Raw genomic sequence first — 26,836 nt, 5'->3', positions numbered from 1 at the left:
TCCAGCAAAATCCGCCTGAAATTTGCATAAAAGAAGGTGCCACCACTGCCATTTCCATCTATCCGATGGCTGTCCGGGATGTCTCCCGCACATTCTGGCAGCTGACTGGCACCTTTTTTCAGGCTTATTTGCAGACCTGTTTCATGCTTTCAACTTTTTATGCTTCTGTCACCGGAGTTTCAGCTTCCCCTGACGGCTTTTCTCCATCCTGGAACAGCGCTTCAAACTCAGCCTGACCGATCTTCTCTTTCTCCATCAGCAGGGCACAGCAGGAATGAAGGACATCCTCGTGATCGAGAATGATCTGTTTTGCCTTGGCATAGCATTCGTCGATGATGCGTTTTACCTCGCTGTCGATCTCGCTCGCCACTTCCTCGCTGTAGGTTCTCGTATGCGCCAGGTCGCGGCCAATAAAGACCTCGTTGTTGTCTCCACCGTAGTTGATCATGCCCAGTTTTTCTGACATACCGTACTCGGTTACCATCGCGCGCGCCATCGAGGTCGCCTGCTTGATATCCTGGGAGGCGCCGGTCGTGATGTCGTCAAAGATAATCTCCTCGGCGATTCGTCCGCCCAGCGAAACCATGATATTTTGAAGCATTCTGCCCTTCGTCATATGAAGCTCATCCTGCTCCGGAAGCGGCATCGTATAGCCTGCCGCACCGACACCGGTCGGAATGATCGAAACGGTGTGAACCGGTCCCACATCCGGGAGGACATGGAACAGAATCGCATGACCCGCCTCATGGTATGCGGTAATCTTCTTATCTTTCTCGGAAATCACCTTGCTGCGCTTCTCAGCACCGATTCCCACTTTAATAAAGGCTTTCTCAATATCCGTCTGGGTCAGGAACTTACGTCCCTCTTTTGCGGTATTGATCGCCGCCTCATTCATCAGGTTTTCCAGATCGGCTCCGGTAAATCCAGCGGTTGTCTGCGCGATGCGGTGTAAATCCACATCCTCGCCCAGCGGTTTTTCCTTCGTATGGACGCCGAGAATCTCCTCGCGACCCTTGACGTCCGGTCGTCCGACTGCCACCTTTCGGTCAAATCTGCCCGGCCGCAGAATCGCCGGGTCGAGAATATCCACGCGGTTCGTCGCCGCCATGACGATGATGCCCTCATTGACTCCGAAACCATCCATCTCAACCAGGAGCTGGTTGAGCGTCTGCTCTCGCTCGTCGTGACCGCCGCCCATGCCGGTACCACGCTGTCTGGCAACCGCATCGATCTCATCGATAAAGACAATACACGGGGCATTTTTCTTGGCTTCCTCAAACAAGTCGCGGACACGGGATGCGCCGACACCGACGAACATTTCAACAAAATCCGAACCGGAAATCGAGAAGAACGGAACGCCTGCCTCACCCGCCACCGCTTTGGCAAGCAGGGTTTTACCGGTTCCTGGAGGTCCGACTAAGATCACGCCCTTCGGGATGCGCGCCCCGACGCCGGTGTATTTCTGCGGATTTTTCAGGAAATCTACGATCTCCTCCAGTTCCTCTTTCTCCTCTTCCAGACCGGCAACTTTGGTAAAGTTGACCTTGCTGGTCGATACCATCCGGGCACGGCTGCGTCCAAAATTCATCATCTTGGCATTTGCCCCGCCGCCGGAACGGGAATTGATAAACATAAACAGGAAGATCAGGACGCCTGCGGACAAAGCGATCGGCAAGATCACCGTCATAAAATAGCTATCCTGGCGGACGCTGGTGGTCGTGTACGGAACCCCCGCCTTGCGCAGCGCCATCTCTACTTCCTTCACATCCAGCACATTGAATTCCTCCCGGTCGCCGGAGGTTGTCTCAAAAACAACCTCACCGGTCGGCACCTCGCGGTTCGGGCGGATCTGTGCGCTCTCTACGGTCTTATTCTCCAGATATACCATGAACTCCGGATAGCTTAATTCCCGCTCCGTCGCCATTCCAGGGACTTTCAACGAGAAAAACATGATAACGAGCAGCATGAGGATCAGAAGCCCCACGCCTCCCATCGACTGACGTTGTTTCAACTGGCTTCCTCCTTATACTTCCACAACACCGATGTACGGCAGGTTGCGGTATTTCTGATCGTAATCCAGGCCGTAACCTACGACAAACTCATCCGGGATTGTAAAGCAGGTATATTTAACCTGAACCTGTTTTTTCACGCGGCGCTCCGGCTTATCAAGCAGGGTGCACAGCTCGATATTTTTCGGATTTCTCTGTTTTAATACCTCGATCAGATATGCCAGGGTGCGTCCGGAATCGATGATGTCCTCCACGATGATGACATTCTTGCCCTCCAGCGGCTCGTCCAGATCCTTGATAATCTTTACCACACCGCTTGACTTGGTGTCGGAACCGTAGCTGGATACGGACATGAAATCCAGGGAAACCGGAATAGTCAGGCGTTTTGCCAGTTCGCAGGTAAAGAATACGCCGCCCTTTAAGATACAGATCAGGTGGACTTCCTTTCCCTCATAATCTTTGTTGATCTGTGCTGCCACCTCACTGATCTTCTTGTTTACTTCTTCTTCCGTTAATAATACACGAATCTTATCAGCCACTGCTTTTTCCTCCGTTAAATTCCACCTCAAGGATGGTTTTTGTCTGTTCTGTTATCTTATAATATGCGCTGATCCGGTGCCCCACTATCCACAGGATATGTTTTTCTTCCGCCAGAAGCCAGATTTGCTCCCGCTCCTGTCTCGGAATTTTCTCATCAATCATCCAGGATTTCAGTGTTTTCCGACCACCGGACGGCAGTGTCAGGTAGTCCCCCGGCTGCCGGTGTCTCAGCGATAAGGTACCTTTTATTTTATCATAGTCAAACCATTTCGTATACTGGTTTTTCGGAAATTCATCCCCATTTTCACAGGGGAAAATATGCATCTGCAAAAGATTCTCATCCTGGCTGCCCGGAAGCAAAACCTCTTTTCTTTCCCCTGGATGACTAAGCGGGCGCACTTCAAGAAATCCATATACATTCACCGCCCGGAACCCATGCGGCAGCGAAATACTCTTTCCGGTTCCCTGATGCAGAAGTTCCCGCACCGCCTGCACATGCGTCTCCGTCACGTCCCGGAGCGGCATTTTGCTCTTTAAAAACAACCGCCGCACGATATAACCCTGCACAATCTCCGCCTGTTCTGCCAGCGCTCCTGCATCCGCTTTTCCGTCCGGTGCATGCTTTTGAAGCCATTCTTCTGCCACCTCTTCCAGATAGGCATCTGCCTGCCGGATGCGTCTGCTCGCCTGGTCGATATGACGGACTGCCTGTGCATTCAGGCGCTCTTTTACCGCCGGAAGCAGTTCATTCCGAAGCCAGTTGCGGCTGTATTCACTCTCCTGGTTCGTCGAGTCCTCGACCCAGTCCTGTCCCTGCTGCAAAAGCCATGCCTGAATCTCACTCCGCTGCGCCCAGAGAAGAGGACGGATGATGCGCCCCCGCACCGGAGCAATGCCGGAAAGCCCGGTCAGACCGCTTCCGCGGAACAGGTTAAAAAGAACCGTTTCCGCATTATCATCCGCATGGTGGGCGGTGGCGATGTGAACCCGCCGAATCTCTTCCTCCCACGCCCGCGCCGTCTCCTCATACAGGCGGTACCGTGCCAGTCGTCCCGCCTCCTCGATGGAACATTTCCGGTCAAGCGCCTCTTTTGCCGCATCGATGCGGAACTCATAAAAAGGAATTTCCAGCCGTTCACACAGCATCCGTGAAAATGCCGCGTCCCGATCCGCCTCCGCGCCGCGCAGCCCGTGATGGACATGGAGCGCCCGCAGGGAAATCTGAAACGTCTCCCGCAGCTTCCAGAGCACCAGCAAAAGACCGACGGAATCCGCTCCCCCGGATAAACCGACCAGAACGCCATCCCCCGGCCTGGTCATATGATTTTGTTTCATATAAATTTCTGTTTGTTTCTGCATTCTTTTATATTTCTTTTTATCCCTCTTAAAAATAAATCCACTCATAACTGTTCAGTACCTTCACAGTATAACGGATCTCCCCCTATTTCTCAACCTGCCAGATTCTACGTTACTGTTCACGCATACGTGCCCAGTAACTACCCACGTTCCAGCACCGTCCCGACCAACACGGTGCAGTCATCCACCACACCCCCGTCCGAAAGCCCGGACGCAAACGCCAGGATCTGTTCTGCCAGTTCCTGCGGGTTGCCGCCGGAAAGGTTTGATACAAATTCCATGAACGTCTCTTCCTTGTGTTCCCCCGGCATCGCTTCGAGAATGCCGTCGCTTATCATAATGATTTTCTCGCCGTCCCACATTTTCCGCGACATCAGAACCGGCTCCGCGTTCTGTACAATTCCCATCGGCAGCCCGCCTGCTTCCAGAAACTCAACACCCTCACGCCCCAAAATAAAGGTCGGCACCGCGCCCAGCTTCATCGCTTCCAGCACACCTGTCCCCAGATCGATACAACATAGATCGATTGTTGCCGGATTCTGCTCCGTGCCCGCCAGCAAAAGCACCGTATTTACCAATTTGAGCGCCGATCGTGCCGAAAATCCCGTCTCCAGCAGGCGCTGGGTCAGCTCAATGACCTTCTCGCTGTCCTCACTGGCGCTTCTGCCGCTTCCCATGCCGTCCGACAGGCTCATAATCACCTGTCCAGGAAGCCCGGTCTGCACCGTACACGTATCGCCTGAAATCGGTTCACCCTCCCTGGGGCTGCACGCCATGCCGTACACCATCCGGTATTTACCTTCTTCCACAAAACGGAAGGTCGCCGCATTGCGGGTGATCAGGCTTTTGCTGTCTTTCGCCACACTCCAGTGGCTTCCGGCGATCGCGCGTCCCAGAAGTTCCGCCACATCCCGCGCCGTCATGCATCGCCCGTTGACGCTGCGGAGTGTGAGAAACGCCTCCTTCTGCTGATTTTCATATTGAAGCACCAGCATGTTGTCCACGCGCAGATGGCTTCTGCGAAGTATCCCCGAAAGCATCTCCTCCCAGGATGCCGTCACATCCGACGCCTGCTCCATCTGGTTGGAAAATTCCTCCAAAATCGCCGCCAGCTCCCGGAACTGGACGATCACCGCATCCCGGCTTTCCAGAAAACGGTTTTTCCACCCCAGATTCATCGTCGCCCGGCCGAGGCTCCGGTTCAATTCCCGCAAATATGCCTCTCTCTGGGAACAAATCTCATGAAACAGGCGCGGCATGTCCTCCAGGTCGATTTTCCCTTTCTGCTCGAACGTCCGAAGCAGATAATAGAGATAATAACTGTCGTCCCGGCGGTTGCCATAATACAGGTTGCACCGTGTACAATCGCCGCATACCGCCGACGCCGCCGTCTGCATTGCCGCCAGTCCGTCCTCCTTCGTCAGATGCCCCTGCCCGCCGATCTCATCCGCAAACGCCTGCGCCAGACCACCCAGTGACAGTGCCATGCTCTTTAAACGTCTTGCCGTGTAGACGTTGACATCCGCCATATCTCTATGTAAAGTTCTCCGTTTAAGCACAAAAATCCCTCCTAACCTGTATAACGCCATTATATACAGGCTGGAGGGAAATATTTGTCAAACGGACGGAGCAAAATCAGGGAAAACTTCGACATTTTCCGACACATCCAGGAATGCCGCTCCCCTGTGTGGCATGCCCCGGACATTCTATGATGCACCGCAAGCCTAATTCGAATTGGACGGTTTGAGCAGGATCTCATTGCGGTTTACAAGTCCCAGCTTCTCCTTCGCTACCTTCTCGATATACTGCTTGGTCTGCACGTATACGCGGTATTCCTCAAGCTGTTTGGCACGTTCTTCTTCTTTCGCAACCTGTGCCTCCAGATTTTCCTCACGAATTGAATAACTCCTATCCTTTTCCTTGAGATCGATGCCCTTGATGTGCACGGCAACCGCCAGACTCAGCACTACCATCGTAACGCCCACAAGCGCCATCCGGTTGTTTAAATTATCCTTTTTCTTTTTCCGCACATTTCCACCCGGTCTGCCTTCCGACATCTGTCTACGCATTCTCATCTCACTTCCTTTCCATGTTTTCTGCCTGTCCCCTTGTTGTACGTTTCTTTCCGGTCTTCTGGCTTTTTTTGCCTCTTCTTTTCATTTTAATCCATCCGCTGCATTTTTTCAATACCGCAAACAAAAGACGGCTGCCCGTCCGGTCATAAAACACCATGCCGCCGAGCACGCCCGCCACCGCATAGCCGCGCAAGACTCCGTCATTCTGCCCGAACAAAAGCCGGAACGTCGCAAAGCTGGCAAAGAGCCAATACGCCGCATCCTCCATGCCTGTCCAAAATGAGCTGTGCCGTACCAGCCACCGGAAGATCCTAAGCCCGTCATACATCATCATCAGCGCGATCCCCGTACACACACTGCCGCCAAGCAGCCATATTTCCCCTCTCACCGTCCCGCTCATCCGCCACCGCCTAACGGAACAGCCGTCCAAAGAACGACTCCTGCGATTTCCGGTGGGACTCGTTGCAGGAATACGAAAAGCTTTCAAACTCGCCCTCAATATCCACTTCGCCCTTTTCCAACGTCAGACGGCTCACATGCAGCGCCTTCCCACGCACCGTCAGAAGCCCCATGTTTGTATCGAGAATCATCTGGTTCTCATCAAATGACACCACATCCTGGATCCCCGTCACACTCCCCTTTTCCCGGTTCAGAAGCTCCAGCTTGTGAGGTCTGGCATCCAATTTTTCTTCCATGCAAAAAACCTCCCAATTTATCTAACTTATAGCCTATAGCTGCCTATTGTTAAATATATTGGGAGGTTTTCAGGTTTATGAATGATTATCTGGCCGGTTCCCAGACACCGTCTGCATTTACATAATAGCCGTCCGGTGTCCACTCAGCCATATAAAGGGAGCCGTATGGACGCCCTGCGCCCTCCATGTAAACCCAGGTTTTTAATGTTTCATCATACGCCCAGGTCGGCTGCGGTGCATACGGATTTAAGTATACATATCCTAAATCCGGAATCAGCTGCCACTCCGTCAGCATCTCTCCTGTTGCCGGATCCAGATAATACCATCTGCCGTCCTGCGGATCCAGATACCAGCCCGTCCGCATGCCTGTGTTTTCATCCACATAGTACCATTCGCCCGCGCTGTAATCATAGACCCAGCCCGTCCGGATATATCCGTCGGCTCCAAACGCCCACCATGCGCCCCGGAGCTGTTTCCACACAACCTGTTCAACCTGCCTGCCAGTCGCCGGATCCAGAACCAGGCTTCCGGACAGATACGTGCCATTTGACAGGCGGTAGCGCCATCCGGCACTCTCTTTTACCCATGTGCTGGTACTTCTGTCGCGGCTGGAAGTGGTCGTTCCCTGCGGATTGCCTGGGGTCGATGGATTCGGGTTCGACGGGTTGGGTTTCGTCGGATTGGACGGGTCAGACGATGCTTTCTTTGTCTGGACCGCGACCGCCTCGCTGGCTGCGGATGCCGTTGTATTGACGCCTTCTTTGAGTCTCACATAGAAATTGTAAGTCGTTTCCGGTGTCAGCCCGGTAAATACCGGTGAATCCTGCCATTCTCCCTGATCCACGCAGTATTCCAGTTCGTATCCCGCTGGAATCGCGGTTCCATCCACAAATGCAGACGGTGCTTCCAGGGTCACGCTGGTGTCTGTCCACGCTGCTGCCTGCGGTGCTTTCGGGGTCTTTGTTGCTATTTTTTTGATCGTCAGGCGCACTGTAATCGGATCACTCATATAACTTACGTTGCTGTCCGGGATCTTAATCTTACAGGAATACGTTCCCGCATTGGTCGGCGGTGTCGTGCTGGAATAAACGGTTCCGTTCACACCTTTATAGTACACCTCATACTGGCCCTGAAACTGTTCCGAAAGATCCTGTCCACCTATCGTTGCCTGAATTTCATCCCCAACAGACTTCGGCGTACCATCGTAATCAACCTCTTTATCCGTACCATTCAGTGTAACCTTATCTTTGTCCCCAAAATACACATGTGTCTCAATATTCTGCGCCGGCATCTGAAAGGATGCTGTCCATTTGCCGCCGGATTCGGTAAATTTCGGCGGGTAAACAACTATAAGTAAACCACCGCTGTATGTAAGGCAAGCATTCTTGTTCAGATTCTCCTTCATCCGTCTGACACCTTCATCTGTCAGGGTCGCCGTTACCTGCTCCCCGGCGTTTGCTGTAATCTTGTCCAGCGTATAATAAGAACTGCTTTCCGGCTTCTTCGTAATTGAAAATACCGCAGTTAGATCATCTTGGACCTCGATATCCACAGCTACCATGCCCGGTCCATCTAAGTATACATAGAGAGTCGGGAGACCGGTTGTATTATCTTTTTCGATGTAATAATCGCCGTTCTTTTTAAGTTCTGCTCTACTATTTACCTTTTTCGGTGTAACTGAACCTTTCTTATACAGCGACATTGATTTTATATTAAATTCTTTAAACAGCTTGCCATTGATAATCTTTGTTACTTCCAGAGAGCCAATATGATCCCCTCCACTCCACTCTTTGGTTTCAAAGGCTGCCGTTGTTCCCCATGTACCCCACTCCTGTCCTACGAACCAGGTATACTGGTACGCGGTTATATCTTCCGCATAGGAAACCTGTACAGAGGCATCTGAACACGGCATCGTAAAGCAATACACCGTCGGATTCTCCAGATTGCAGATTGCCGCATCCTCCTGTGAATCATTCCCATCGGTAATTGTTACCTGGTGTACGACATCTCCCGAATCCAGACCCGTAAATGCAAGGTAAACTGTTTCTCCGGCTTTCCGTGGAAATGTAAATGTACCAGCTTCACTACCTGTCGTAGAAATCGGATTTTTCCCACTTATTGCATCTTCCCGGGATGCATAGGCTTTCACGACTGCATTCTGGGAGTTTATCATATTCTTCTCCCGTTCTACTGTAACTGTGTGCTCTGCCGTATCAACTGTCAGCTGGCATGTTGCCTCCTTGGAAGGATCCGCCGCGCTGGTGGCTGTGATCGTATAGATTCCCGCTTTTGCCACATCCGCAGCAGTTACCCGTCCGTCCTCTACCTTGACTGCCGGATCACTGCTTTTCCACTCCACATCTCTGGACGCTCCGTTTACCACATCGACGGTCGCAGTGAGCCGGACGCTTCCTCTCGGGTAAATCGTCTCATTGGTCTTATCCAGCGTAATTCCGGTAACCGAAGGTGTCAGATCCAGCGTCAGATCCGGACGTAAAGTCTGGTTTTTCAGAATCGGGAAAGCATACTCGCCGGTTGAATCCATCGTCCAGGTAGAATCAAAATTCCAGCCCAGCTTTTTATAAAATTCCGGATCTTTCAGGTCTTCCGCCGTTGCGTCCGCTCCATATAGCTTGTCTGCCCCCATCGTATCTGGATCCGGGGTCAAAATCGTTCCATCTGATTTTCTCGCAACTGTGCCGGCAAAGCCGTAGTTATCCCGGCAGCTTCCCGTTGTTCCGCCAATCCGGTTGAGCGATCGCATCTCCGGGAAAATGCTGACACAAGAGGAAATCGAACCGTTGGCGGAAATGCCTGCCACGGATGCGCCAATGGGATTTTTGGGCAGAGCTTCGCCTGCCGCGTAGCTGTGGGAGATCTTTACTTTACTGTCATTTCCGCATCCTACCAGTCCGCCAATAGAATTTCCCGCTTCAACGTCCATATCCACAACTGCATAGCTGTTGTCAATTGTTGTACTTCCACCGGTCCAACCGACCAAACCACCTGCAAAGCCACTGCTGGCGGTTCCCTTGATTTCAGCATCTGCATAGCAGGACTTAATATTTACCGAATAATTATACTTCCCCCTTACATTTCCAATCAAACCACCTGCCGATTCAATCTTATTCGTTCCATCTGCAGTTTCGATTGTTCCACTGACGTAACAATTTTCTACCGTCAGAGAACCATATACATCACCAACCAGGATGCCGACTCTCGCCCCATCGCGGGAAGCTTTAACCACCGCATTTTCTATGGTCAGATTCTTAATTTCACAATTCGAAGAAATTGCTCGAAACAATCCCACATAAACTTCGCCGACCGCATTCAAGCCTCGAATCATATGTCCGCATCCATCAAATTCAGCTCCGGCATTAGGAATCGAAGTAAACTCGTGACCGCCCATATCAATATCGCACATCAGTTTCGCTTTCCAGTTTGAAATCTTCGTATCTCTAAAATACGCAAGCTCTGCCCCTGTACTAATTTGATAATAACCATGTTCGTCTTTGGTCGGTTCCACAGCCGTTATTCCATCCCACTGATCCTGCACCCATACCGCCTTAAATGCTACATTTCTATTTGGCATTGTATAATCTGCACCGCTGGCATATGTAGTACTTCCGTCACTCCAGCCTTTAAAATTCATGCCATATACCTTAAAGGTATTCTCCGGAAGCGTAATCACAGTTCCGGCTGCGGCATTTCCCAGGGTCGGCGCATCTCCCTGTGAATCCTGGCGTCCGGATGCAAAGGTAATTGCATACTTCGCCGCGATTGGAAGATTTATTTCGATTGTTTCTGTTGACGCGCCCTCAGAGGTATCGCTCAAAACAATCATTCCCGTGATACTTCCGTTTTGTCCCGGTTCTTTGCCATCCGTTGCTGGTGTTAGATGGAACCCTTCTTCAGCGGACCAGTCCGCATGAATTTTTTGATTTGTGATAACGTTCTGTACAACCTGCAAAATTTCATTCGCTGTTGTCGCATTTGTCACTGTCATCGCCTGCAGCGCTGCCCGTGCCGCTGTTTTGACATCCTCTAAGGTCTGCTCTGAAAATTCATAATTTCCACTCTTCGTCTCCTCGCTGTCACCATAGGTTGAACCATCTCCCGTTGCTTGAACTCCAAACGTATAGATTCCGCCCTCTGCAATCTGGGCGGTAAAATCGTAACCAGCTGTATCCGCCCCAAGTGTTACCGGACCCCCCAGTGCTGAACCATCCTTATAGAGCTGTACTTTATAACCCAATGCATTCGTAACCGGACGCCAGACGGCCTTTCCTTTTACTATCTCATCCCATTTGACATTCTCAGGTGCCGCAAGCCGAACAAGGTTTACCTTTTTTTTCAGCACAATCGAACCAATCGAACTTCCCTTGTAATGGACATATAAGGTTATTTCATTCGTATTGCCAAGATTCAGCGATTTAGCAAATTGAATCTTAATACTGCTAGTTCCATTTTCAGTATTCACTGCAAGAAGTGTAACTCCGTCATATGCCGTTCCATCTTCCTCGGATGAAAGTTTAAAATCCTCCAACCGTAAATCTTCATTTCCGGTATACGTAAGCGCAATCTCTCCATCTGCCATGGCGGTGTCCGCATCTGTTGTCTGGAAAGTTCCTGTCACCGTTTGTCCCGAAATCATGGAAACCGGGTTTGTTTCCATGGTGAAATCAAGAGCTTCTGGATCGGCATCCGAAATCGTAACTTTTTTCTTAACCGTAAGATATCCAGTCTTTTTGATCGTTACGTCATAGTCTCCATTGGCAAGATCAATGCAAAAGGTTCCTTCTGAATCCGTTTTCACCTTTTTCTCGCTGCTGCCCTTCTTAAAAGTAATCTCCGCGTCTGCGATTCCGGTTTCTCCAGACTTTACTGAGCCTGTTTTTATCTCGGTTGCCTCAAGATACTCTGGTATGTCTGTGCCGGAGAATATAATTACTTCTTTATTATCTCTTTGCATCTTTAGCGTCGGAAGCTGATTAGCGGCAAATTCCCAGTTTTCCGCATCACTTCCCCAGCCAATCGTGTTTTTCCAGAAATTGGTTGTTAAAAGGTCTGGTTTGAAAACACTCTCGCCACGATGCAACTCTGGCCATTTTCTATCTTTATCATTCTCTTTATCAAGAAGGGTTTCACCACATTTAACCCTCATACCCTGATAGGCGAAATTTCGTCCACCAACTACATGAACTTGATAATCACCGAAATAGCCAAAAATTCTATCTACATAGTATTGCGAACTGTTTGTGGAAATCTCTTCTTGCAATGCTGCGCTCTTATTAATTGTAACTGTTTTTCCTTGTCCACCAACTAATCCACCTGCACCGCGACCTGAATTTGTCGAAACACTTCCCATTGCAATACAGTTCATAATATTCAACTGCGTGCCATTTTTCACTTTAACCGAACCAACCAAGCCTCCAGCTAAAGACTCCCTATTATTATTATCTTTGTTTTCAATCTCTGCATTAACAATACAATTTTGAATTTCCAGCGTCCCCGACTGAACCTGTCCAATTAATCCACCTGCGGCACAATTTCCTGTAGTAGCAAGACTGCCACTGATATAACAATTTTCAATCTGCGAATCAGCACCTACAGTTCTCGCAATCGCTCCTACATGCTTTCCATCTCCCGTAATGGTCACATTGGACAAAATCAAATTTTTAACAGTTCCCGCCAAAACATTAAACAACGGCTGCGAAATTCCACTCAGCTCATATCCATTACCATCTAAACCAGCCGTTAGTGTTCTTGACTCCCACGACTCACCGCTTAGATCGATATCAGCCCCCAATCTAATATATTTACTTACACCAGAGGATTGATTTCCATTATATTGATTCTTTTGGTTTTCACCCATAACAGTAAACCACTGTTTTACATTACAAATCACATAGGGATACTCTTTCGTACCTTTTCCCGTGATTCCTTCATCTGCATACAACGCAATCCCCGCGTCTCCCACCTGCACATGGATCTCCGGCAAAGCAGTGTCTTCCGGTATCTCTTCGCTTTCCGGAATCACCGGAATATAGGTATAGATCGCCCCATTGTATTCTTCATTGGCTTTATCGTAGCCCTCCCAGGTCTTTTCTTCAGTTTCTTCTGGTTCACCGTCCTCATCGAAGCGGTCAAAATAGTCCTCCGGTGCCAGTCCGCCCCGAAATTCAGAATAGTCGCTGTTTTCTGCATCCAGTTTCCACGTGATACCCGACAAAGTCCGCTCGGTGGTTTCTTCTCCCATCGTCTCACGCACGGTAAGAGTCTCCGGGAACTGGATATCGGATTCTTTGCTTCCAAGCGGGAGAATCTGATCGGTGATCGATTCTTCCAACGGTGCAAATTCCAGCGTTGTTTTCACCTGCTCTTCTTCCAGGACCGTGATCTGGATCACCGGAAGTTCGTCCTCATCTACCTCATAATTGCTGCTTTTCAGCTCTGCACGGAACAGGTAGATGCCCGGATTTTCCCCATCATAACGGGATGCCTGGCTCTCTTCTTCATCCAGAACCCAGCGCACCCTTACTTTTCGCCAGAAACCTTCCTTTTCGTCAATCTCTTCCTCGGTTTTCTCATCCGTCTTGACATCTTCCTTCGATTCATCCGTTTTTCCATTCGAAGAATCGGCATCTTCATTCAAATCTGCATTTCCATCCGAAGAACCGGAATCTGTCTTACCGGAATCGTCTTTCTCATCGGATTCACCGTTCCCCGGATTTGCATTTTCATCCTGAGAGTCCCCATTTTCCGCCGAATTTCCATCTTTCCCAGAATCTCCCTGTTCACCTGAACCGGATTCCGCTTTCTCTAAGCCCTCTTCCCCTTCGCTTTTGTCTTTGCTATCCTCTCCGGCATCTTTTCCTTCGGTATCTTTTCCTTCGGTATCTTCTTTTTCTCCATTCTCTTCACTGTCTGTCTTTTCCAGCACGGCATCATCATTTGTGCGGTTAGCAAACGCTGCTACATTCTCATCGCTCCCTGCGTCAGGCACATCTTCGGTTTGCCCCCCCCGCTGACAAAAACGTCTATGCTGTCCGGCATCTCCAGATCCTGATACCGGGTTCCATAGGGAACCTTCTGATACAGAACCTGTTCCGATAAACTTTCGATCTCCCGGATCTGATAAAAATTCGTGTTCGCATAAACTCTAGGCACAGAGCCATATGAACTACACGTTATCACTACCACCATTCCTGCTGCCAGAATTCTTCTTTTTCTCCTTCTCATACGCTTTTTCCTCTCATTCTCGAAATGTTGATTATCCGTCATAAAGTGTGTATACACAAATGAGTCGTCACTATATTTATATTATAATAATCAACTCTCACAAATTCAAGACAGAAGCTGTTCTTTTAAGCGCATAAAGAAAAACGAGACGACCAAAGTCGTCTCGTAAAAGTCTAACTTTGAGGGGTCACCTCATTCTCTTGACTTCTTTTTTTATTTCTGTTCTTTATATGATTATTTCTCCAGGTTCTCCGGGGTTCTGCACCATGTCAGGAGCATTCCTTTTAAAAATTCCAGTTCCTGCGTGTGGTCTTCCTTGTGATCGTCCGCCCACACAATTCCCTGTGCATAGCGCTCAGCCACCGCCAGCATCGCAATCGCAACGCTTGTAAATAACTGCTGCTCCGGGATATCGGTACGGATGCTTTTATCGCTCCTCGCCTGCTCATAGAACTTATGATACAGCGCTCCTGCCGGCTTCAAAACATCCAAATGTTCAGCCAGCGCTTCCCCCTTGACTTTCTCCCGGGAGATAAAGTTTTTATAGTTATTACTGAACCGGAGTATTTCCGGGCGTTCCCGGTAAATCCGGATGATCTGGTCCGTATAAAACTCAATGTACTGATACGCCGTGAATGATTCAAATATCTCCGATCCCTTTTCTTCCAGAATCTCCTTCCAGAGATCGCCCCAGATTTTTCCGCTGATCGCTATCACAAGCTTGACCTTCGTCTGATAATAGTTATATAGGGTCGCAACACCCACTTCCGCAGCGTCCGCCACCCTCTGTAAACTGACATTCTCGATCCCATATTGCGAAAACAGCCTGAACCCAGCTTCCATCAGCTGTTCTTTCCGGCGCATCGCCTCTTTTTCATCCCGCTCTATATTTCTTGGCATTTCGTCCTCCGCGCCTTTTACTGACGTCTCTTGGATTTTTACAGGTATTCAAACATTTCTTTGGCATCTTCCTTGCGGATGGTCTCCTGTACGCTTGTAATGCGGACCTTCACCGATTTATTGCCGAAGGCAATTTCAATCACATCCCCAACCTTAACCTCTGTACTGGCTCTTGCCACTTTATCATTCAGCATCACTCGTCCGCTGTCACAGGCTTCATTCGCCACGGTTCTTCTCTTGATGATGCGGGATACCTTCAAATACTTATCTAATCTCATATCTTCCCTTTCCATAACCCTTGCAGGGCATTTTCATCATAGCGGATTTCCCTCAATCCCCATAATACCAAAAGCCCTCCATGATGTATCATCACGAAGGGCTGTCCGTCACACATATCTGACTGAGATAATTATGCGTTTACCATATCCTTTAATGCTTTACCAGCTTTGAACTTCGGAGTTTTGGAAGCTGCGATCGGCATGGTCTCGCCGGTCTTCGGGTTTCTTCCCTCTCTAGCTGCTCTCTCAGCTACCTCAAAAGTACCAAAGCCAACCAGCTGAATCTTTCCGCCCTTAACCAGTTCCTCGGATACTGCATCTGTGAAAGCCTTGATTGCCTTCTCTGCGTCTTTCTTGGAAAGCTCTGCTTTCTCAGCTACAACTGCGATTAATTCTGTCTTGTTCATCGTATATTCCTCCTAGCTTATATCTTTGCACATGAATCCTCTTAGTTTTCTTCGTACATGCCCGCAAATCTTACTTTACATTTATATACATTTCTCCTTGCTTTGTCAAGGTTTTTTGCACTTTTCCTCACATTCCGAACCGACAATCGTTACGACTCGCAAATAGGAATTTTCTAAACTGAAAATTCCGTACGATGCCGTTTAGGCAGCAGATTTTTCCGATTTTAAATGCGAAGCATCGCCAAAATCATAGTTTGAAGCACACGCAAGCACTTCACACTGTGATTTTTTGGTGAAAACCCGTGTAGTATCTGTGAAATCCCTTGTGCTTTTATATCATTTCCGATATACCTCCATCTTATTCAGCATACTTCTCTTTTCCGATCATGTTTTCTATCGTTTTTGCATGCTTTTCTCCGTCTTTCAGAATATTGTTTTTACAGGCTTTCGTCAACCTTTTCGTTACAGTTACACTGTCTTCTTTACTTGCCTGAATCCCATTCTTATGGTAAGATCAAATAATGTATATCCGGCCTATTACGGCAAACATATAGAAAGGCTGAAAATTATTATGAAAAAGCAAAAACTATCTTCCCTTCTGCCTATCGCTGTATTTCTGATCTTTTATCTGGGGCTAGGAATCTGGTCAGAATATATCATGAAGATCCCGATGGGCTTTTACAACATTCCGATTGTTGTCGCATTTATGCTTGCGATCCTGACGGCCTGTTTCCAGAACCGTTCTCTTTCCTTTGACCGGAAACTGGAGCTGATGGGGCAAGGCATCGGAGATAAGAACATCATCACCATGCTTCTCATCTTCCTGACAGCCGGAACCTTTGTCGGTGTCGTAGGACGAAGCAGTGCTGAAAGCGTTGCTTATCTGATGCTGTCTCTTATCCCGGCCCGTTTTTCCGTTGCTGTTCTCTTTGTGGTAGCGTGCTTTGTCTCTACCTCCATGGGAACCTCCGTTGGAACCATCACCCTGATCGTTCCGATTGCCACTGCCGTATCTGAGACCTCTGGTTTCTCTCTGGCCCTTTGCGTCGCATCTGTCATCGGCGGTGCCATGTTTGGAGATAATCTCTCTTTCATCTCCGATACAACCATCGCAGCCTGCAACGGTCAGGGATGTGCTATGAAGGATAAATTCCGTGAGAACTTCGGCATCGCACTTCCGGCTGCCATCGCTTCCCTGGCACTTATTCTGGTCGTTTCCTTCCATCAGGATCCGGGAGCTGCCATCATAAAACCATACAACCTGATTCAGCTGATCCCCTATCTTCTGGTATTAGCAGGCGGCATTGCCGGTATTCAGGTATTTGTCGTTCTGTTAGTCGGAATCGTATCCGGTGCCATCATTATGCTGGGCTCCGGCCAAACTACTCCCTGGGAAATGCTTACCAACATGGGTTCCGGCACTTCCGGCATGTTTGAGACCAGTATGGTTGCCATCTTAGTTGCAGCTATGTGTGCACTGATCCGTGAAAACGGTGGCTTCGACGTTCTTCTTAACGTTATTCATCGCATCTTCCGTGGAAAACGCGGCGGTCAGTTTGGTGTCGGCCTTTTAGTTACCCTGCTGGATATCGCAACTGCCAATAACACGGTGGCTATCGTTATGGCCAACCCTATTGCAAAGGAAATTTCCGAAGATTATGGCATCAGTGCCAGAAAGACAGCCTCCCTTCTGGATACCTTTTCCTGTATCTCCCAGGGAATCCTGCCTTACGGTGCTCAGATGCTGGTAGCATTATCGGCGGTTCATGAGCTGGGCTATGAACTGTCTGCCTTTGAGGTCATGCCGCTTCTGTTCTACCCAAGCATGCTGTTTATCAGTTCTTTAATCTGTATCTTTCTGCTTCCAGAGCGCGGAGACCGTGTCAAAGCAAAAAAATAACAGCGGAACCCTTTCCACTGCACACATAAACGCATTGAGGCATAAAGAAGAGCTGTCCGACTTTCTCGTCATCAGACAGCTCTTTTATGAAATATCTCAAAATTTCACTATATAACCTCTCTTTCTTAATTTTAACAAAAAAAGGGGCGTGTTCACAATTTATTTACTCATGCGTTTGTCGTGCGCCTTGCTGTGCTTTTTCTGTGAAAAATCATGGAGTATCTGTGAACTCCCTTGCGCTTTCGTCTGTTTTTCGATATATCTGTTATATCAAATACCAGTTTTTATCAAATACAGGACTATCAAAAACAGGATCGATGGACAACCGCCCAGGAGTTTTATCTCTCTTTACGTTTTCCATCGATCCCGTCTTCTTTTTTCTCTCACCGCCTGTTTCCAGGCAGATTTATCTCATTTATCTTTTTTATCCTTCCATCTGACGTCCCAGAAATCCGGCTGCCGTCGCCGCCAACTTCATCTCCGCCCCTCCAAGCGCCTGCTTTGCCTCCCGGCTGAGGAGAATCACCGCCCCGATCGCATCGCCCTCGCTCAAAATCGGCACAATCACCTCGGCGCTGCTCTCCTCCATCTCATCTGAGGTAATCGGGATAAATGCTTTTTCTCCCCGCGCCGCACAGATATTCTGACGTTCGGAGACTGCCAGCTCCAGCGCCCGGCTGATCGTCTTCTGGTAATATTCCTTCTTTGGTCCCCCGGATACCGCGATGATCTGATCTCGGTCCGCGATGCAGACCATCAGCCCCGTGGACTGCGCCATCGCCTCCGCGTACTGCACGGCAAATGCCGCCAGCTCCACCATCGGTGAATATTTTTTCAATATAATCTCGCCCTCGCGGTCCGTGAATATCTCAAGCGGCGTCCCTTCCCGAAGGCGCAGCGTCCGGCGTATCTCTTTCGGGATGACAACGCGCCCCAGATCATCGATTCTTCTCACAATTCCTGTAGCTTTCATGATTCTTCCTCCTGCATACCACGTTTTCCATATCGTGTGTCTTATGGGTAGTATGTGGAAATGCAGGCGGATTATACATCTGAAATGGTTCGTCCTAATTTTAGAACTGAAAATTTTTATGTTTTTTATTCCTGCCGTTTCTTCGGATTCGGATTGATCGCCACACCGCGGTTGATGTCGCCCTGTAAATTCTTGCCGAACTGGTAATCATTACCCGGAAGAATCACGTTGAGCAGAACGCCCGCAATCGCTGCGATCGCAAGACCTGTCAGAGTAACCGAAGTTCCTGCCGCCTCAAAGGTCAGACCGTCGGAGAATCCCAGCCCGCAGACCAGAATCACCGCAGCGATTACCAGGTTCCGGGATTTGGTTAAATCCACCTGGTTTTCGACCACGTTGCGGACACCGATCGCGGAGATCATACCGTATAGCATGAAACTAACGCCGCCGATGATTGCAGACGGCATCGAACCGATGACTTCTGCCATCTTCGGAATAAAGCTCAGAATCACAGCAAAGACAGCTGCAATCCGGATGACACGCGGGTCATGGACACGGCTTAATTCCAGGACGCCCGTATTTTCGCCGTAAGTCGTATTGGCAGGACCGCCAACGAGTGCCGACAGAGATGTTGCGATACCATCGCCGACCAGCGTCCGGTGCAATCCCGGATCCGCAAGGAAATTTTCTCCGACCGTCGCGGAGATCGCCGACATATCGCCGATATGTTCCATCATCGTCGCAAGCGCAATCGGCGCCATTACCATGACCGCCGTCGGGTCAAATTTGCACAGCTGGAACGGAGGAAGTCCGACCCAGGAAGCCGTCGCTACCTCTGAGAAATTCAGGATCGCACTTCCGTCCGGGTTTGTCATTCCCATCATCTGGAAGACTGCTGCCGCTGCATAGGAGATCACAACGCCCATCAGAATCGGAATGATCTTGAACATTCCCTTGCCCCAGATATTAAAAACGATGATGGTTCCCAGCGCGATCAACGCAATCAGCCAGTTTGTCGATGCGTTGGCGATCGCGGACGGCGCCAGTGAAAGACCGATACAGATAATGATCGGACCTGTCACAACCGGCGGCAGATAGTGCATGACGCGCTCCACGCCTGCCAGCTTGATGATCAGCGCCAGAATCAGGTACAGTGCACCCGCTACCACGATACCGCCGCAGGCATATGGCAATTTCTCGCCCATCGTCATATCTGCAAAAATACCGCTGTCCAAGTTTGCCACCGTCGCAAATCCACCGAGGAATGCGAACGAGGAACCGAGGAACGCCGGGACTTTTAACTTAGAGCAGGCATGGAAAAACAGTGTTCCCAGACCCGCACACATCAGCGTTACCTGAATCGAAAGTCCCTCTCCCTCAAAATAGGTATTGACCAGAATCGGTACCAGGATCGTCGCGCCGAACATCGCGAACATATGCTGCAAACCTAAAAGCAGCATCTTCGGCAGACCCAGTGTTCTGGCGTCTTTAATGACCATGTTGTTTTCATTCATTTTAAATAGATACCTCCAACAATTCCCTTCATTTTATAATGTACATCATTTTCATTTTCCAGAATATCCTTTTTGACTTCATTCGTCAACCTTTCTGCCGCGCTTGCTTCGATTTTCTGTAAACAAAACAAAGGATGTGCCTTTTTGTGTAATGGGGAATTCCAAGGAATTTCCTATTGCACAAAAAAAGAGCTGTCCGACTTTCTCGTCATCAGACAGCTCTTTTATGAAATATCCCGAAGTTTCACTATATAACCTCTCTTCCTTTTATATTTTGTTTTAAATGTGCTATGGACCTCTTCCTTTCATATGAATCTCCTCCTTTGATTACATGTATCTATGTAAACTCTTTTAGAGATTGTATGATGATGGATTCCATCAATACCGATTTTTATCTTTTTATTTATTTGATAAATTCGGTTTTTAAAACCATGATCATGTTTTTTAGTAACTAACTATCCCATTGGACTGTCCTCCTTGTTCCTTATTTCGTCCTAGAAACTATGGTAACCGTTTGTTGGGGTTATCTCTGTTTCTTTTGATGGTTTTATTTTACTAGATAATTTCCATTTTGTCAAGTATTGTTTCTAATTATTTTTCATATTTTTCTTTATTTATCTGACTATATTTTTGTAATTGTTGTGTAATTCAGTTTTATTCATTCTGTTTCTAATCATTATTTCACTTTATTGTCATGCTTTCTTATAAAGAAAGTCCCATAAGCAAAGCATGTGCCTTGGCGCATCCCACGGAGCATTTTTTGTCATAGGTCGAAGCCTCCTATGACAAAAAAAGAACCACCCCAAAAGAGTATACAGATACTGCACTCCCCCTTCTGGAAATGGTTCTATTTTCTTCTATCTTCCCTAGTGGAACTGGAACACGATTCCAGTCACAGCCGCTACCACGATGTAGAGGATCGGGTGCTTTTTCCATTTGACTAAGCCGTACCAGATCGCAAGTGCCAGTACGATCGCCTTCCAGTTGATGATGGAAAACAGCTTGGAAAGCACCAGGCTGCCATCCTCGCCGACATGGAGGAACGCTATCTTTGCCACGCCGATACCGGCTGCCGCAATCAGGGCGGTGGATGCCGCGCGAAGTCCATAGAGGGCATTCTGTACGATCGCGGATGTTTTAAACCTATCGAGAATCTTCGAGATGATTATGATGATAATCACGGACGGAAGCACCAGCGAAAGCGGTGCCGCCAGGCCGCCGAGAATCCCCTTGATATGGAAGCCGACGTAGGTCGCCATGTTGACGCCCATTGGTCCCGGCGTGGACTCGGAGACAGCAATCATGTTGGAAATATCACTAAAGGTATACCATCCTGTCTCCTTGGAAATATTGTAAAGGAATGGCAGAGTCGCCAGTCCACCGCCAATCGCAAACAGTCCGCAGCAGAAGAAACGGAAGCATAATTCAAGTATCAGCATCATTTCTTCTCCCCCTTTCCGCCCTTCAGTACAATCCCGATCACACCCGCCACGACAACAAGAAGCGCCGGAGAAACCGATGTAAACAGTGACAGTACAAACACAACCGCCGCAATCGCGATCGCACCTTTATCAACCAGCGATTTCTTCGCCAGCTTGACAACCGCACTGCCGATCAGCACACAGACGCAGGCGCGGATGCCTGCAAAGGCACTGCTCACAAAGCTAAGTTCAATAAAGTTCGAGATAAATGCCGCGATAATCATAATGATGATAAGCGACGGCGCAATGACTCCCAGCGTCGCCGCAATTGCCCCCGGAATCCCCCGATTTTTATAACCGACAAACGTCGCCGTGTTGACCGCGATGATACCCGGTGTACACTGACCAATCGCGTAGTAATCCATCAATTCTTCATCCGTCGCCCAATGGCGTCCATTGACTACCTCTTTCTGCAGCATCGGCAGCATCGCATATCCGCCGCCGAAGGTAAACCCTCCGATTCTGGCAAACGTCAGAAACATATCCAGCAGTTCTTTCATTTCTGCCCACTCCCTTCCGTATTATCCCTACACTTTTATTTCTCTGGAATTTCCAGTATATATCTGCTTATGTATCATACCAGAATTCAAGGAGCCTGAAAAATACCATTCGGATATAGAATATATATCGAAAAAATATAGTTAGCCTGTTATTCTATCGGATTTTGTTATATAATATATCTGCCGTATACACAGTTTTACAACGAATCCGAACAGGAAGGAGCATTTATGGAACTTCGCCAGTTATCCTACTTCACCACCATCGTCAACGAGGGAAATATTTCCCAGGCAGCCAAAAAACTGAATATCTCACAACCGCCGCTCAGCCACCAGATGAAGCTTCTGGAGGCAGAACTGGGTGTGACGCTGTTTGAGCGCGGTTCCCGCCGCATCCGACTGACACCTGCTGGAAAGACGTTCTACGACCGGGCGCTTGCGATCCTCGATCTGAGCCAGGCTGCCCGCACGGAGCTGACTGCACAGAAACAGGAGATTCAGGGCGTTGTGCGCCTTGGCATCATCTCCTCCGCCGTCGAATTTGTGACCCGGCATTATCTTGCCCCATTTCGGCGATCCTATCCCAAAGCCCTGTTTGAACTCCATGAGTCCAATTCCTACCACCTGCTCGATCTGCTTCACTCCAACCAGATCGACCTCGCCGTGATCCGGACGCCATTTGCCAAAGCCGGGCTGGAGATGCATACACTGCCGCCGGAGGCATTTCTGGCGATCGGGCGCGAAATGATCTGGAGCCATTACAAGGAATGCCCGAATGCCCTTCTGACTGATATTCCTGCTTCCGAACCACAAAAAAGCCATACACCCGCGTCTCTCCCTCTCTCCGCCCTCACCCGCGCGCCGCTCATCCTTTACCGCCGCTGGCAGCCGCTGATTCTGGGATATTTTGAGGAACAGGCACTGGAACCGAACATCGTCTGCATTGCCGACGATGCCAGAACCGCCCTTTTATGGGCGTCCGAAGGGCTGGGCATCGCGCTCGCGCCTGAATCTGCCCTCTGTTTAAATTCCGATCCTGCCCTGATCCGCCGGATCATCACCCAGCCGCAGATCCATTCAAGTATCTGTCTGGTCAAACGGAAAGAACGGAGTTTATCGCTGGTGGGGGATGCGTTTTTCCAAAGTTTCCATGCCACCGCTATTTCATAAATATGAATTTTATCCTATAAATTCAATTGACTTTACACTTTTTTCATTGGCATATTTACACAAAATCCGATATAATAAAATCAGGATACTTATTTACCATGAATTTCAGGAAGGGGGCAGAAGACGGTGCGCTTCTGCATGGACATATATGAGCGAAAATTTAACCAAACGAAAACAGCAGGCGCTGGAAACGCGGAAACGCATCCTGACCTGTGCGCTTGATCTCTTTGAAACAAAGGGATTTGAGGATGTCACCATCCAGGATATTGCGGATGCGGCTCAGACCTCGGTCGGCTCCATCTACCGCTATTTTAAAAATAAAGAAGAGATGGCGGCGCAGAATGCGGAACCGTTGGACGATCTCTACGTCAACTTCTATGAGCAGCTGAGTACCCATGCAAAATACAGGGATCTGTCCGCCATGGACAAGCTTGCCCGCTTTTATTTCTTCGTCCAGAAAGCCGTTTCCAGCTACAGCAACCTGCGGAGCCTCTATATCTACAACCTCCGGAATCAGCAGGAGGAATCCACCCTGACGGATGGAAGCCGCGCTCTCTACCAGATTTATCATTCCCTGTTTGAAGCCTGCCAGAAGGAAGATTCCATCCGGGCAGATTTAGACGAATATGATTTCTATGATCTGATGCTCCAGTCGAGCCGCGGAATGCTTCTGGACTGGCTGCTGCGGCGCAGACAGTTTGATATCGACACCCAGACATTAAAATGGTGGGAAATCATCTTTTCATATATTAGAAAACCGATTTAATTTCGTGAAATTTCTTTTTAGATACCGGAATGGAACTGTTGGGCATTCATCACAATTCCATTCCGGTGTTTTGTCTATAAACTATCGTTCAGACTTCTGTACATCCTGTATTCTGTCTATATTGATTCATATATTACATTTTCTTTCAACTATTTCTGTTATAATAAATGAAATTAGCAAATTATCAGATTAATTATTGACTTTTGCTCTGAACCTGTGGTATTTTTTTTAGTGAACATATTCAGTGAGTGCATTCATCTAAAAATTGTTTTACAAAATTGAACACACAGGAGGTAGGTACATGTCGGATAAATGGATTAAAATTCTATGCGGAAAATTATATACCGGACTGGAAGCTCGTTTTCTTGAACACGCAGAAATTCTGGTCCACGGCCAATACATTGAAGAAGTCGGCAGCAACCTCCCATGTCCGGAGGGAACTGAAATCTTGGATTTAAGCCACCTGACCGTGACTCCCGGCATGATCGACGCTCATATGCACCCGGAATTTTTCAACTGGCGCGATGTCTACAGCGATACCATCTACAACTCCGACGGTTACCGCACACTCGCCACCTATTGCACCGCCGAACGTGCCCTGCACGGCGGTTTCACAACTATCCGCTCAATGGGATGGTTCCGGGAATCCTATGAACTCGACGTCAAACGGGCAATCAACGAGGGATATCTCCCTGGCGCCCGCCTGGTTGTTGCCCCGCATCTTCTCGGTACAACCGGAAGCCATGCGGACATGACGCAGACCGTCCGGAGCAACCCTGTTCTCTGCGATTTCATGGAACACCAGTATTCCGGGCTTGGAAATGGACCGGATTTCTTCACGGCAGCGGTCCGGCGGGAGAAAAAGCTCGGCGCCGATTTTATCAAAATCATGGCAACCGGCGGATTTGCCACTCCGTATGATGATCCGGACGACATCCAGTTAAATGATGCGGAATTTAAAGCGATTTTCGATACCGCCAGAGAACTCCGGATTCCGGTCACGGCTCACGCCTACGGACCGCGCCTCATGAAAAAACTGATAGGCTTCGGTATCACGGGAATCGAGCACGGCTCCCTCATGGATGAAGAATCCGCCGAAATGTTTGAACAGACCGGAACCTATCTGGTTCCTACCTTCAGCCCGTTCCATGAAGCGATTTATCCGGATCCGAAAAAAATGGCACAGAAGTCCCCGGAATTTCAGCGCAAGCTGGGAATTTATCAGGAACGAATGCAGAAAGGTCGGAAAATCATCGTGGACAGCCACATCAAGCTGGGCTACGGCACCGATTTCGTCGCTGCCTACCAGAATTATGAAAGCGGCATGGAATTCCGCTGCATGATGGAGAGCGGCATGGATGCTTTCCGTATCTTACAGGCTGCCACGAAAAATAACGCAGAAATCTGTGAAATTGACTCCATCACCGGCACTATCGAAAAAGGCAAATACGCCGATATCGCCGGATGGAAGCGGGATCTTCTCACCGACAAGGATGCCTTGCGCGACTGCTCCTTTGTCATGAAAGAGGGCACCGTCTATGAAGCGAAAAGTTATCTGAATGTAGAATAAATAAAACGCATTCTGAACCATTACAGCAAGGAGGAAATGACTATGACATTTATGGAACTTAAAACTGCCCCTCACCTGTTGATTTTCGTTATTGTTTATTTTGGTGTTATGATTGGAATCGGCGCCTGGGCATCAAAAAAAATAAAAAGCAGTGAAGATTATGCACTCGCCGGTCGAAGCTTAGGTCCGTTCGTCTTAATGGGAACACTGCTCGCGACTTCCGTCGGAAGCGGAACCATCACCGGCGGCGGCAACTCGCTCGCTTACAACTACGGCTACTGGGCTGGTATCCAGTGGGTTATCCCGTTCATCGTTTTCTGTATCATCTATATGTGTGTATACAAGCAGATTCGAAAGAGCAATTGTTTTACCGTACCGCAGATTCTCCAGCAGAAATACGGCGCTGAGACCCGGATCCTAGGTTCTGTCATCAACCTCTTCGGTATGGCTGGTATCATTGCTTCACAGTACAAAGGATTTGGATACGTTTTAAATATTACAACCGGTATTGATCCGAAAACCTCTACCGTGATCGCAACTATTATCATTATTATCCTCTCTGTTACCGGCGGTCTTTTCTCCGTTGCATGGACAGATGCAGTCAGCGCATTCCTAATCGTTGCCTGTTGTATCGTCGGTGTTCCGTTTGTCCTCAAAGCCGGAGGCGGCTGGGAGTCCATCACCGCCACCGCAGCTGCAATCGACCCGAATAAGCTTTCCTTCTTCGGCGGACGCAACATCATCATCTGGATCGGTTCTTTCCTGCCGCTTATCCTTCTTGAGACCGGCGACCAGAACTTCTATACCCGTCTGACCGCTGCCAAGACTGATAAGACAGCCAGAAACGCCATCATCGGATGGGGCGTTATGGCGCTCATCGTTATGCCGTGCGTCGGCATCATCGCCTTCACCGGAAGCGTTTTATTTGGTACCAACATTGACGCAGGTATGTCCTTCCTGTCTACCACGACGATTATTCCGGCATTCATCGGCGGCATGCTGTTAGCAGCTTCCACCGCATTCATCATCACAACCGGTACTTCTTACCTGCTGACCTGTGGAACCAGTGTTACGTATGACTTCTACAAACAGTATATCAATAAAACTCCGGACGACTCCCAGACACTCTGGGTAAACCGGATCGGTACTGCTTTAATCGGTATCATCGCCCTGATTATTTTAAACTTCTTCCCGACAATTCTGGCGCTTCAGAACTGGTCCTACACCATGATCGGCGCCAGCATCACACCAGCAGTCCTCGGCTCCATGTTCTCTAAGAAAGTAACCCGTCCGGCTGGCTTCCTGTCCATGCTTTGCGGCGCGATTGCAACACTTACCTGGGAACTCCTCGGATGCCCGGGCGGATATCAGAGTGCTCTGATTGCAGCTCCTATCTCTATCCTAGTACTCGTTATCGTATCTGCCTGCACACAGAAAACACTGGCAGGCGAAGCTGCATAAAT

General features: G+C 48.9%; 21 protein-coding genes. 5 read left to right on the top strand and 16 right to left on the bottom strand.

Annotation, left to right across the window (positions count from 1 at the left end; translation table 11 throughout):
* Positions 1 to 157: 157 nt before the first annotated feature.
* The 12 genes from ftsH to DXB70_RS10330 form a co-directional block, all read right to left on the bottom strand.
* Positions 158 to 1,966 carry an ATP-dependent zinc metalloprotease FtsH gene (gene ftsH / locus DXB70_RS10385; protein ID WP_333490970.1) on the bottom strand — a complete coding sequence of 603 codons (1,809 nt, stop codon included), beginning with the start codon at positions 1,964 to 1,966 and terminating at the stop codon, positions 158 to 160.
* A 57-nt stretch (positions 1,967 to 2,023) separates the two neighbouring features.
* A complete protein-coding gene (gene hpt, locus DXB70_RS10380; protein WP_022360393.1) occupies positions 2,024 to 2,548 on the bottom strand; it encodes a hypoxanthine phosphoribosyltransferase in 525 nt (174 codons plus the stop codon).
* On the bottom strand, positions 2,541 to 3,884 hold the full coding sequence (gene tilS / locus DXB70_RS10375; protein WP_243099947.1) for a tRNA lysidine(34) synthetase TilS: 1,344 nt from the start codon (positions 3,882 to 3,884) through the stop codon (positions 2,541 to 2,543). Before tilS ends, hpt begins: the two co-directional genes overlap by 8 nt.
* Before the next feature lie 161 nt (positions 3,885 to 4,045).
* Positions 4,046 to 5,464 carry a SpoIIE family protein phosphatase gene (locus DXB70_RS10370; RefSeq protein ID WP_118473059.1) on the bottom strand — a complete coding sequence of 473 codons (1,419 nt, stop codon included), beginning with the start codon at positions 5,462 to 5,464 and terminating at the stop codon, positions 4,046 to 4,048.
* A gap of 165 nt (positions 5,465 to 5,629) precedes the next feature.
* Positions 5,630 to 5,974 (bottom strand): septum formation initiator, encoded by a 345-nt coding sequence (locus DXB70_RS10365; protein ID WP_182426218.1) that lies wholly within the window; start codon positions 5,972 to 5,974, stop codon positions 5,630 to 5,632.
* A gap of 7 nt (positions 5,975 to 5,981) precedes the next feature.
* On the bottom strand, positions 5,982 to 6,380 hold the full coding sequence (gene yabQ / locus DXB70_RS10360; RefSeq protein ID WP_118570757.1) for a spore cortex biosynthesis protein YabQ: 399 nt from the start codon (positions 6,378 to 6,380) through the stop codon (positions 5,982 to 5,984).
* A 10-nt stretch (positions 6,381 to 6,390) separates the two neighbouring features.
* Positions 6,391 to 6,675 carry a sporulation protein YabP gene (yabP, locus tag DXB70_RS10355; RefSeq protein WP_022360387.1) on the bottom strand — a complete coding sequence of 95 codons (285 nt, stop codon included), beginning with the start codon at positions 6,673 to 6,675 and terminating at the stop codon, positions 6,391 to 6,393.
* Between the two features lie 85 nt (positions 6,676 to 6,760).
* Entirely contained in the window at positions 6,761 to 13,681 is a 6,921-nt protein-coding gene (locus DXB70_RS10350) for a carboxypeptidase regulatory-like domain-containing protein (protein WP_118673253.1), read from the bottom strand.
* Positions 13,651 to 13,917 (bottom strand): hypothetical protein, encoded by a 267-nt coding sequence (locus tag DXB70_RS10345; protein WP_118556377.1) that lies wholly within the window; start codon positions 13,915 to 13,917, stop codon positions 13,651 to 13,653. The genes DXB70_RS10350 and DXB70_RS10345 overlap by 31 nt, the downstream gene beginning before the upstream one ends.
* A gap of 234 nt (positions 13,918 to 14,151) precedes the next feature.
* Complete coding sequence (locus tag DXB70_RS10340) at positions 14,152 to 14,817, bottom strand: TetR/AcrR family transcriptional regulator (RefSeq protein ID WP_118673252.1); 666 nt, start codon at positions 14,815 to 14,817, stop codon at positions 14,152 to 14,154.
* A gap of 38 nt (positions 14,818 to 14,855) precedes the next feature.
* Positions 14,856 to 15,095, bottom strand: a complete 240-nt coding sequence (locus DXB70_RS10335) for an RNA-binding S4 domain-containing protein (RefSeq protein WP_118673251.1) — start codon at positions 15,093 to 15,095, stop codon at positions 14,856 to 14,858.
* A 131-nt stretch (positions 15,096 to 15,226) separates the two neighbouring features.
* Entirely contained in the window at positions 15,227 to 15,502 is a 276-nt protein-coding gene (locus DXB70_RS10330) for an HU family DNA-binding protein (protein ID WP_022360642.1), read from the bottom strand.
* Between the two features lie 571 nt (positions 15,503 to 16,073).
* Between DXB70_RS10330 and DXB70_RS10325 the strand changes: the two genes are divergently transcribed.
* Complete coding sequence (locus tag DXB70_RS10325; RefSeq protein ID WP_117796660.1) at positions 16,074 to 17,402, top strand: Na+/H+ antiporter NhaC family protein; 1,329 nt, start codon at positions 16,074 to 16,076, stop codon at positions 17,400 to 17,402.
* A gap of 424 nt (positions 17,403 to 17,826) precedes the next feature.
* Here the strand turns inward: DXB70_RS10325 and spoVT are convergent, their stop codons facing one another.
* From spoVT to DXB70_RS10305, 4 genes are all read right to left on the bottom strand, one after another.
* Positions 17,827 to 18,375, bottom strand: coding sequence for a stage V sporulation protein T (gene spoVT / locus DXB70_RS10320; RefSeq protein ID WP_118469437.1), 549 nt, complete (start codon positions 18,373 to 18,375; stop codon positions 17,827 to 17,829).
* Between the two features lie 125 nt (positions 18,376 to 18,500).
* Positions 18,501 to 19,889, bottom strand: coding sequence for a uracil-xanthine permease family protein (locus DXB70_RS10315; RefSeq protein ID WP_118673250.1), 1,389 nt, complete (start codon positions 19,887 to 19,889; stop codon positions 18,501 to 18,503).
* Positions 19,890 to 20,755: 866 nt separating this feature from the next.
* Positions 20,756 to 21,331 carry a chromate transporter gene (locus DXB70_RS10310; protein WP_347559615.1) on the bottom strand — a complete coding sequence of 192 codons (576 nt, stop codon included), beginning with the start codon at positions 21,329 to 21,331 and terminating at the stop codon, positions 20,756 to 20,758.
* Complete coding sequence (locus tag DXB70_RS10305) at positions 21,328 to 21,870, bottom strand: chromate transporter (RefSeq protein ID WP_118673249.1); 543 nt, start codon at positions 21,868 to 21,870, stop codon at positions 21,328 to 21,330. Before DXB70_RS10305 ends, DXB70_RS10310 begins: the two co-directional genes overlap by 4 nt.
* A 228-nt stretch (positions 21,871 to 22,098) precedes the next feature.
* On the opposite strand from DXB70_RS10305, the gene DXB70_RS10300 reads away from it, so the two are divergent.
* From DXB70_RS10300 to DXB70_RS10285, 4 genes are all read left to right on the top strand, one after another.
* The gene (locus DXB70_RS10300) at positions 22,099 to 23,037 is read left to right on the top strand and encodes a LysR family transcriptional regulator (RefSeq protein ID WP_118673248.1); all 939 of its coding nucleotides are present in this window, start codon (positions 22,099 to 22,101) and stop codon (positions 23,035 to 23,037) included.
* Between the two features lie 148 nt (positions 23,038 to 23,185).
* On the top strand, positions 23,186 to 23,803 hold the full coding sequence (locus DXB70_RS10295) for a TetR/AcrR family transcriptional regulator (RefSeq protein WP_182448448.1): 618 nt from the start codon (positions 23,186 to 23,188) through the stop codon (positions 23,801 to 23,803).
* A 301-nt stretch (positions 23,804 to 24,104) separates the two neighbouring features.
* On the top strand, positions 24,105 to 25,373 hold the full coding sequence (locus DXB70_RS10290) for an amidohydrolase family protein (RefSeq protein ID WP_118673246.1): 1,269 nt from the start codon (positions 24,105 to 24,107) through the stop codon (positions 25,371 to 25,373).
* 42 nt (positions 25,374 to 25,415) lie between these two features.
* Positions 25,416 to 26,834 (top strand): sodium:solute symporter family protein, encoded by a 1,419-nt coding sequence (locus DXB70_RS10285; protein ID WP_182429154.1) that lies wholly within the window; start codon positions 25,416 to 25,418, stop codon positions 26,832 to 26,834.
* Positions 26,835 to 26,836: the final 2 nt, after the last annotated feature.

Origin of the sequence: Clostridium sp. OM05-5BH (assembly GCF_003481505.1) — a bacterium.
Taxonomy (GTDB): domain Bacteria; phylum Bacillota; class Clostridia; order Lachnospirales; family Lachnospiraceae; genus Otoolea; species Otoolea fessa.
This window is presented reverse-complemented; position numbering and strand designations above follow the sequence as displayed.

Excerpts from the sequence above, each read along its gene's own strand:
- DXB70_RS10325 (WP_117796660.1), top strand. The coding sequence starts at position 16,074 with ATGAAAAAGCAAAAACTATCTTCCCTTCTGCCTATCGCTGTATTTCTG.
- ftsH (WP_333490970.1), bottom strand. The coding sequence starts at position 1,966 with ATGCTGCTCGTTATCATGTTTTTCTCGTTGAAAGTCCCTGGAATGGCG.
- DXB70_RS10305 (WP_118673249.1), bottom strand. The coding sequence starts at position 21,870 with ATGAAAGAACTGCTGGATATGTTTCTGACGTTTGCCAGAATCGGAGGG.
- DXB70_RS10340 (WP_118673252.1), bottom strand. The coding sequence starts at position 14,817 with ATGCCAAGAAATATAGAGCGGGATGAAAAAGAGGCGATGCGCCGGAAA.
- yabP (WP_022360387.1), bottom strand. The coding sequence starts at position 6,675 with ATGGAAGAAAAATTGGATGCCAGACCTCACAAGCTGGAGCTTCTGAAC.
- spoVT (WP_118469437.1), bottom strand. The coding sequence starts at position 18,375 with ATGAAAGCTACAGGAATTGTGAGAAGAATCGATGATCTGGGGCGCGTT.
- DXB70_RS10330 (WP_022360642.1), bottom strand. The coding sequence starts at position 15,502 with ATGAACAAGACAGAATTAATCGCAGTTGTAGCTGAGAAAGCAGAGCTT.
- DXB70_RS10285 (WP_182429154.1), top strand. The coding sequence starts at position 25,416 with ATGACATTTATGGAACTTAAAACTGCCCCTCACCTGTTGATTTTCGTT.
- DXB70_RS10295 (WP_182448448.1), top strand. The coding sequence starts at position 23,186 with ATGAGCGAAAATTTAACCAAACGAAAACAGCAGGCGCTGGAAACGCGG.
- yabQ (WP_118570757.1), bottom strand. The coding sequence starts at position 6,380 with ATGAGCGGGACGGTGAGAGGGGAAATATGGCTGCTTGGCGGCAGTGTG.
- DXB70_RS10300 (WP_118673248.1), top strand. The coding sequence starts at position 22,099 with ATGGAACTTCGCCAGTTATCCTACTTCACCACCATCGTCAACGAGGGA.
- DXB70_RS10345 (WP_118556377.1), bottom strand. The coding sequence starts at position 13,917 with ATGAGAAGGAGAAAAAGAAGAATTCTGGCAGCAGGAATGGTGGTAGTG.
- DXB70_RS10310 (WP_347559615.1), bottom strand. The coding sequence starts at position 21,331 with ATGATGCTGATACTTGAATTATGCTTCCGTTTCTTCTGCTGCGGACTG.
- DXB70_RS10365 (WP_182426218.1), bottom strand. The coding sequence starts at position 5,974 with ATGCGTAGACAGATGTCGGAAGGCAGACCGGGTGGAAATGTGCGGAAA.
- DXB70_RS10290 (WP_118673246.1), top strand. The coding sequence starts at position 24,105 with ATGTCGGATAAATGGATTAAAATTCTATGCGGAAAATTATATACCGGA.
- DXB70_RS10335 (WP_118673251.1), bottom strand. The coding sequence starts at position 15,095 with ATGAGATTAGATAAGTATTTGAAGGTATCCCGCATCATCAAGAGAAGA.
- tilS (WP_243099947.1), bottom strand. The coding sequence starts at position 3,884 with ATGAAACAAAATCATATGACCAGGCCGGGGGATGGCGTTCTGGTCGGT.
- DXB70_RS10315 (WP_118673250.1), bottom strand. The coding sequence starts at position 19,889 with ATGAATGAAAACAACATGGTCATTAAAGACGCCAGAACACTGGGTCTG.